Annotated in this window: 6 protein-coding genes; 5 read left to right on the forward strand and 1 reads right to left on the reverse strand. The window is 70.7% G+C overall.

The features are described 5' to 3' along the window. The first annotated feature begins 257 nt into the window (after positions 1–257). On the forward strand, positions 258–1202 hold the full coding sequence (locus ACFWWQ_RS21595) for a bile acid:sodium symporter family protein (RefSeq protein ID WP_384598525.1): 945 nt from the start codon (positions 258–260) through the stop codon (positions 1200–1202). A 147-nt stretch (positions 1203–1349) separates the two neighbouring features. On the opposite strand, the gene ACFWWQ_RS21600 is transcribed toward ACFWWQ_RS21595, so the two are convergent. Further along, positions 1350–2450 carry an amidohydrolase family protein gene (locus ACFWWQ_RS21600; RefSeq protein WP_384598490.1) on the reverse strand — a complete coding sequence of 367 codons (1101 nt, stop codon included), beginning with the start codon at positions 2448–2450 and terminating at the stop codon, positions 1350–1352. Between the two features lie 453 nt (positions 2451–2903). On the opposite strand from ACFWWQ_RS21600, the gene ectA reads away from it, so the two are divergent. From ectA to thpD, 4 genes are all read left to right on the forward strand, one after another. Continuing rightward, positions 2904–3467, forward strand: coding sequence for a diaminobutyrate acetyltransferase (gene ectA / locus ACFWWQ_RS21605; RefSeq protein ID WP_384598492.1), 564 nt, complete (start codon positions 2904–2906; stop codon positions 3465–3467). A 107-nt stretch (positions 3468–3574) separates the two neighbouring features. Beyond that, complete coding sequence (ectB, locus tag ACFWWQ_RS21610) at positions 3575–4843, forward strand: diaminobutyrate--2-oxoglutarate transaminase (RefSeq protein WP_384598494.1); 1269 nt, start codon at positions 3575–3577, stop codon at positions 4841–4843. Between the two features lie 58 nt (positions 4844–4901). Further along, positions 4902–5318 (forward strand): ectoine synthase, encoded by a 417-nt coding sequence (locus ACFWWQ_RS21615; protein WP_384598496.1) that lies wholly within the window; start codon positions 4902–4904, stop codon positions 5316–5318. An 80-nt stretch (positions 5319–5398) separates the two neighbouring features. Then, entirely contained in the window at positions 5399–6298 is a 900-nt protein-coding gene (gene thpD / locus ACFWWQ_RS21620) for an ectoine hydroxylase (RefSeq protein WP_384598498.1), read from the forward strand. The last annotated feature ends 159 nt before the right edge of the window (positions 6299–6457 follow it).

Below are 6457 nucleotides of genomic sequence, written 5' to 3' on the forward strand. Positions count from 1 at the left end.
TGCTTCACGGAACATCCGCGAACATGGCACCCACCAGCCACATCAGCGCGCGCAGGCGACGCGGGCACGACAGCGCCCCGACGTCCACCATCCGGATCCGTTGCCCTGTACATGCAGATGGCGACTACAGTGCCGCCGTGTCGAACGAGCAGACGAATCCCCCGAGAGAACCCTCCGGCGAGCCGGGCGAGCGGCCCGCCGCGGACACCGTCGAACCGCCCCCGGGCGGCAGCGGCTCCGCGACGGCCCACGGCGATCTGCCCTCGTCCGACCGTGCGGCCCGGCGCGCCGTCACGGTCTTCCCGCTGCTGGTGATCGCCGCCGGTGCGCTGGGGCTGCTGTGGCCGTCGCACTTCACCGGCTGGGCGCCCGCGGTGCCGTGGCTGCTCGGCGTGGTGATGTTCTCGATGGGGCTGACCCTGACACCGCCGGACTTCACCGCCGTCGCCAAGCGGCCCTGGGCGGTCGGCCTGGGCCTGGTGGCGCACTACGTGATCATGCCGGGGCTCGGCTGGCTGATCGCCACGGTGCTGGACCTGCCGCCGCAGCTTGCGGCCGGTGTGATCCTGGTCGGCTGCGCACCCAGCGGCACCGCGTCCAACGTCGTGACGTTCCTGGCCCGCGGCGACGTGGCGCTGTCGGTCTCCGTCGCCACCGTCTCCACCGTCCTGGCGCCGCTGATCACGCCCCCGCTGACGCTGCTGCTCGCCGGGCAGTTCCTGAACGTCGACGCCGGGGTGATGGTCACCGACATCCTCAAGACGGTGCTGCTGCCGGTGGTGGCCGGGTTGCTGGTGCGGCTGGTGGCCGGGCGGTACGTCGACAAGGTGCTGCGGGCGCTGCCGTGGATCTCCGCCGTGACCATCGCCGCCATCGTGCTCGCCGTGGTCTCCGGCAGCGCCGCCGCGATCAAGGACGCTGCGCTGCTGGTGATCGTCGCCGTGCTGCTCCACAACGGTCTGGGCCTGGCGCTCGGCTACGGCGCGGGCAAGCTGGCGCGGCTGGGCCGTCCGGCGAGCCGGGCGATGGCCTTCGAGGTCGGCATGCAGAACTCCGGCCTGGCCGCGTCGCTGGCCACCGCACACTTCAGCCCGGCGGCCGCGCTGCCCGCCGCGGTGTTCTCCGTCTGGCACAACATCTCGGGCGCACTGGTCGCCGCATGGATGGCCCGCACAGGACGCCGGGAGGTGCGGGAGGCGTAGGGGTCCGGCGCGGGAGCGGGCCGCGTCCCCGGGAGGCGCGGGACACGTGGGCGACGGGCCGCCGGACCAATCCGAACGCGGCGCCCGGCCGGACGCGCCCGGCACCGCTCACCGGCCCGCCTCCCCACACGGCACCCTGTGCCACCCTCACCCGATGACCTGCCCGCGCAGCACCACCCGCCGCGGCGCGGCCAGCACCCGGACGTCCGCGCGCGGGTCCTCCGGGTAGACGACCAGGTCGGCGGAGGCGCCCTCGGTGAGGCCGGGGCGGCCCAGCCAGTCGCGGGCGCCCCAGGTGGTCGCGGAGAGCGCCGCCACCGCAGGCAGTCCGGCCTTGCGCAGCTCGGCGACCTCCTGAGCAACCAGGCCGTGCGCCAGCGAACCGCCCGCATCCGTCCCGGCGAAGACCGGCACCCCGGCGTCGTAGGCGGCCCGTACGGTGTCGTAGCGGCGGGCGTGCAGGCGGCGCATGTGGCCGGCCCAGCGCGGGAACTTCTTCTCGCCGCCCGCCGCCAGGTCCGGGAAGGTGGCGATGTTGACGAGGGTCGGCACGATCGCCACGCCCCGTTCGGCGAAGAGCGGGATGGTCTCCTCGGTCAGCCCGGTGGCGTGCTCGATGCAGTCGATGCCCGCCTCGACCAGCGGGGCGAGGGAGTCCTCGGCGAAGCAGTGCGCGGTGACGCGGGCGCCGAGCCGGTGGGCCTCGGCGATGGCGGCGGCGACCTCGCCCGGCGGCCAGCAGGACTCCAGGTCGCCGGTGGAGCGGTCGATCCAGTCGCCGACGAGCTTGACCCAGCCGTCGCCGCGCCGCGCCTCCTGCGCCACGTAGGCGACGAGGTCCTCGGGCTCGATCTCGTGGGCGTAGTTGCGGATGTAGCGGCGGGTGCGGGCGATATGGCGTCCGGCGCGGATGATCCGGGGCAGGTCGGGGCGGTCGTCGATCCAGCGGGTGTCGGACGGGGAGCCCGCGTCGCGCAGCAGCAGCGCGCCCCCGTCGCGGTCGGTGAGCGCCTGCTTCTCGGCGGTGGCCGCGTCGACGGGGCCGTGGGCGTCGAGCCCGACGTGGCAGTGGGCGTCGACGAGGCCGGGCAGCACCCAGCCCTCGACGGTGGTGAACTCCCGGGTGGTGCGCGGGCGCTCCTGGGTGACGCGGCCGCCGACGACCCACATCTCGTCGCGCACGTCGTCCGGCCCGACCAGGATCCGCCCCTTGAGGTGCAGCGCCGCACCTTCGCTCTTCGACGTCATGACGGCACTTTATGCGCAGGCTCACGCCCGCCGTCCGCGCGCCCGCGTGAAGCGGCGCACGCCGGTCGATTTCCGTAAACGGAAGTGTCTTGTGTGCTTTCCTGGCAGTCCATCTCGCGACGCCTGCGGCAGCCTTGCGAGGAACCTTCCGCTGGCAAATTCCCAATTCTTTGGATGCCAGCTTCCCGTATTCTCCTTCCCGCTTTTCCCGACCTCAAACGCCAAGATTCCGATGGCGCCGGGAGTCGGAATTCGGATCGATCTCGGGGACGTTACGGACCTGTGACCGACTCCACAGAACGCCCGCTTCGCCCGATATTTCCGGTACAAAAGCATACATCTTGTCGGGCTTCCGCGCGCTCGGGCGCCCCCGCGCGATAACACAAAGGCCCCCGGCGGCGTAACCCCTGCCCGCGATGCAATTTGCTTTTTCCCTCGGTAAATTTAATTTCCATGACCGCCGCACAAGCAGACCATGCACGTGCCCGAAGCGAAACCAAGGAATTGCCGGAGGGTTTCAAGCTCGACACCCCACGCGTGGAGGACGGAGCCGCGATCTGGCGAATCGCCCGCGACTCCCGGACACTGGACCTGAACTCCTCCTACAGCTACCTGCTGTGGTGCCGTGACTTCGCCGCCACCTCCGTCGTCGCCCGCGACGACGAGGGAGCGCCGGCCGCCTTCGTCACCGGCTACATCCGCCCCGACCGTCCGGACACCCTCCTCGTGTGGCAGGTGGCCGTCGACGACGCGCACCGCGGGCGCGGCCTCGCCGCCGCCCTGCTGGACGGGCTGACCACCCGCATCGCGCGAGAGCACGGCGTGAGCCGCCTGGAGACGACGATCACCGCGGACAACGCCGCGTCCAACCGGCTCTTCTCCTCGTTCGCCGAGCGCCACGGTGCCCCCCACCGCCGCGAGGTGCTGTTCGACGCGGCGCTCTTCCCGGAGCAGGGGCACGAGCCGGAGGTCCTGCACCTGATAGGCCCGTTCACCGCACCCGCCCCCTGCCTCTGACCGCATCACCCCGCGGGCCCCACGGCGGCACCCGGTGCCATCGTCGGGAGGCGCCCGCACCCAAGGCTTCGCAAGACCCCACGCCACTCATCTCCCAGGAGCATGCTGTGACCATCACCCAGCCCGATCTGAGCGTCTTCGAGACCGTCGAGTCGGAGGTGCGGAGCTACTGCCGCAGCTGGCCGACCGTGTTCGACCGTGCGCAGGGCAGCCGCATGACCGACGAGGACGGCCACATCTACCTGGACTTCTTCGCCGGGGCCGGTTCGCTCAACTACGGCCACAACAACCCCGTCCTCAAACGCGCCCTGATCGACTACATCGAGCGGGACGGCGTCACCCACGGCCTGGACATGTCGACGACGGCCAAGCGGGCGTTCCTGGAGTCGTTCCAGAACATCGTCCTGCGCCCGCGTGACCTGCCCTACAAGGTCATGTTCCCGGGCCCGACGGGCACCAACGCCGTCGAGGCGGCGCTCAAGCTCGCCCGGAAGGTGAAGGGCCGCGAGTCGATCGTGTCCTTCACCAACGCCTTCCACGGCATGTCGCTCGGCGCGCTCGCGGTGACCGGCAACGCCTTCAAGCGGGCGGGCGCCGGTATCCCGCTGGTGCACGGCACCCCGATGCCGTTCGACCACTACCTCGACGACACCAGCCCGGACTTCCTCTGGTTCGAGCGGCTGCTGGAGGACGCGGGCTCCGGTCTGAACAAGCCCGCCGCGGTCATCGTCGAGACGGTCCAGGGCGAGGGCGGCATCAACGTCGCCCGCCCGGAGTGGCTGCGCGAGCTGCGCGCGCTGTGCGACCGGCAGGACATGCTGCTGATCGTCGACGACATCCAGATGGGCTGCGGCCGCACCGGTGCGTTCTTCTCGTTCGAGGAGTCGGGCATCGTGCCGGACATCGTCACCGTCTCGAAGTCCATCAGCGGCTACGGACTGCCGCTCGCGCTCACGCTGTTCAAGCCGGAGCTGGACCTGTGGGAGCCGGGCGAGCACAACGGCACCTTCCGCGGCAACAACCCGGCGTTCGTCACCGCCGCCGCGACGCTCGACACGTACTGGGCCGACGGGCAGATGGAGAAGCAGACGCTGGCCCGCGGTGAGATCGTCGAGTCGCACCTGAAGGCCATCGCGGAGGAGCACCCCGAAGCCATCGTCGAGTACCGCGGGCGCGGGCTGGTATGGGGCCTGGAGTTCCACGACAAGAGCCTCGCCAACCAGATCGCCAAGCGCGCCTTCGACCTGGGTCTGCTGATCGAGACCTCCGGGCCGCAGAGCGAGGTCGTCAAGCTCCTCCCGGCGCTGACGACCACCCCCGAAGAGCTGGACGAGGGTCTGCGGATCCTCGCCCGCGCCGTCCGCGACCGCGTCTGACCGCGCGTCGCGCCCGGCACCCCTTCGTCACCGTTCCACAGAAAGGCACCGACTCACCGTGATCGTTCGCTCGTTCAAGGACATCGAGGGCACCGACCGCCACATCAAGGCGGCTTCCGGCACCTGGGAGAGCAAGCGCATCGTGCTCGCCAAGGAGCGCGTCGGCTTCTCCCTCCACGAGACCACGCTGTACGCGGGCACCGAGACGTCGATGTGGTACGCCAACCACATCGAGGCGGTCCTGTGCGTGGAGGGCGAGGCCGAGCTGACCAACGACGAGACCGGCGAGAAGCACTGGATCGCGCCGGGCACGATGTACCTGCTCAACGGCCACGAGAAGCACACCCTGCGGCCCAAGACGGACTTCCGCTGCGTCTGCGTCTTCAACCCGCCGGTCACCGGCCGCGAGGACCACGACGAGAACGGCGTCTACCCCCTGCTCACCGAGGACGGAACGGACGCGCCCCCGGCGTGAACGACGTTCTTGCGTCCGGTAGTTGACGGACGGCACCCGGCATCCACGGAGCACGTACGAGAGGAGAGGAAGGCAACACCATGACCATCGCACCCGAGCGCACCGCCGACCTGTATCCGAGCCGCGACACCTCCGAGGTGATCACCCCGCGGAAGGACCCGGTGGTGTGGTCGCAGCCCGGCCCGGCCGGCCCGTTCCAGCCGTCCGAGCTGAGCGACTTCGAACGCGACGGTTTCTTCGCCATCGGCGAACTGCTGACGGCGGACGAAGTCGCGGTGTACCGCAGCGAACTGGACCGGCTGGTCAACGACCCGGAGATGCGCGCGAATCCGCGCTCCATCGTCGAGCCGAAGTCGCAGAGCGTCCGGTCCGTGTTCGAGGTGCACAAGATCAGCAAGGTGTTCGCCCGGCTGGCCTCCGATCCGCGTGTGGTGGGCCGGGCCCGTCAGATCCTCGGCTCCGACGTCTACGTCCACCAGTCGCGGATCAACGTCAAGCCCGGTTTCGGCGCGTCCGGTTTCTACTGGCACTCGGACTTCGAGACCTGGCACTCCGAGGACGGGCTGCCGAACATGCGGGCCGTGTCGGTGTCGATCGCGCTCACCGAGAACTTCGACACCAACGGCGGCCTCATGATCATGCCCGGTTCGCACCGGCACTTCGTGGGGTGCGCGGGGGCGACACCGAAGGACAACTACAAGCGGTCGCTGCAGATGCAGGACGCCGGTATCCCGTCGGACGAGGCGCTGACGAAGATGGCGGACAAGCACGGCATCCGGCTGTTCACCGGTAAGGCGGGCTCCGCGACGTGGTTCGACTGCAACGCGATGCACGGCAGCGGTGACAACATCACGCCGTACCCGCGCAGCAACGTCTTCATCGTCTTCAACAGCGTGGAGAACGCCGCGGTGGAGCCGTTCGCGGCGCCGGTGCCGCGCCCGGACTACATCGGCGCCCGGGAGTTCACGCCGGTGCGGTAACGCGGCCCCGGCAACACCGCAGCACGCACGCGGCCGTCGCACAGTTTGGGTCTGTGCGACGGCCGCGGGGGGGGGGGCCCCCCCGGGGGGGGGGGGCCCCGCGCGGGGGGGGGGGCCCCCCCGGGCCCACCCCCGGCCCCCCCCCCGGGCGGTGGGGCG

This window comes from Streptomyces sp. NPDC059080 (assembly GCF_042739975.1).
GTDB lineage: Bacteria > Actinomycetota > Actinomycetes > Streptomycetales > Streptomycetaceae > Streptomyces > Streptomyces benahoarensis.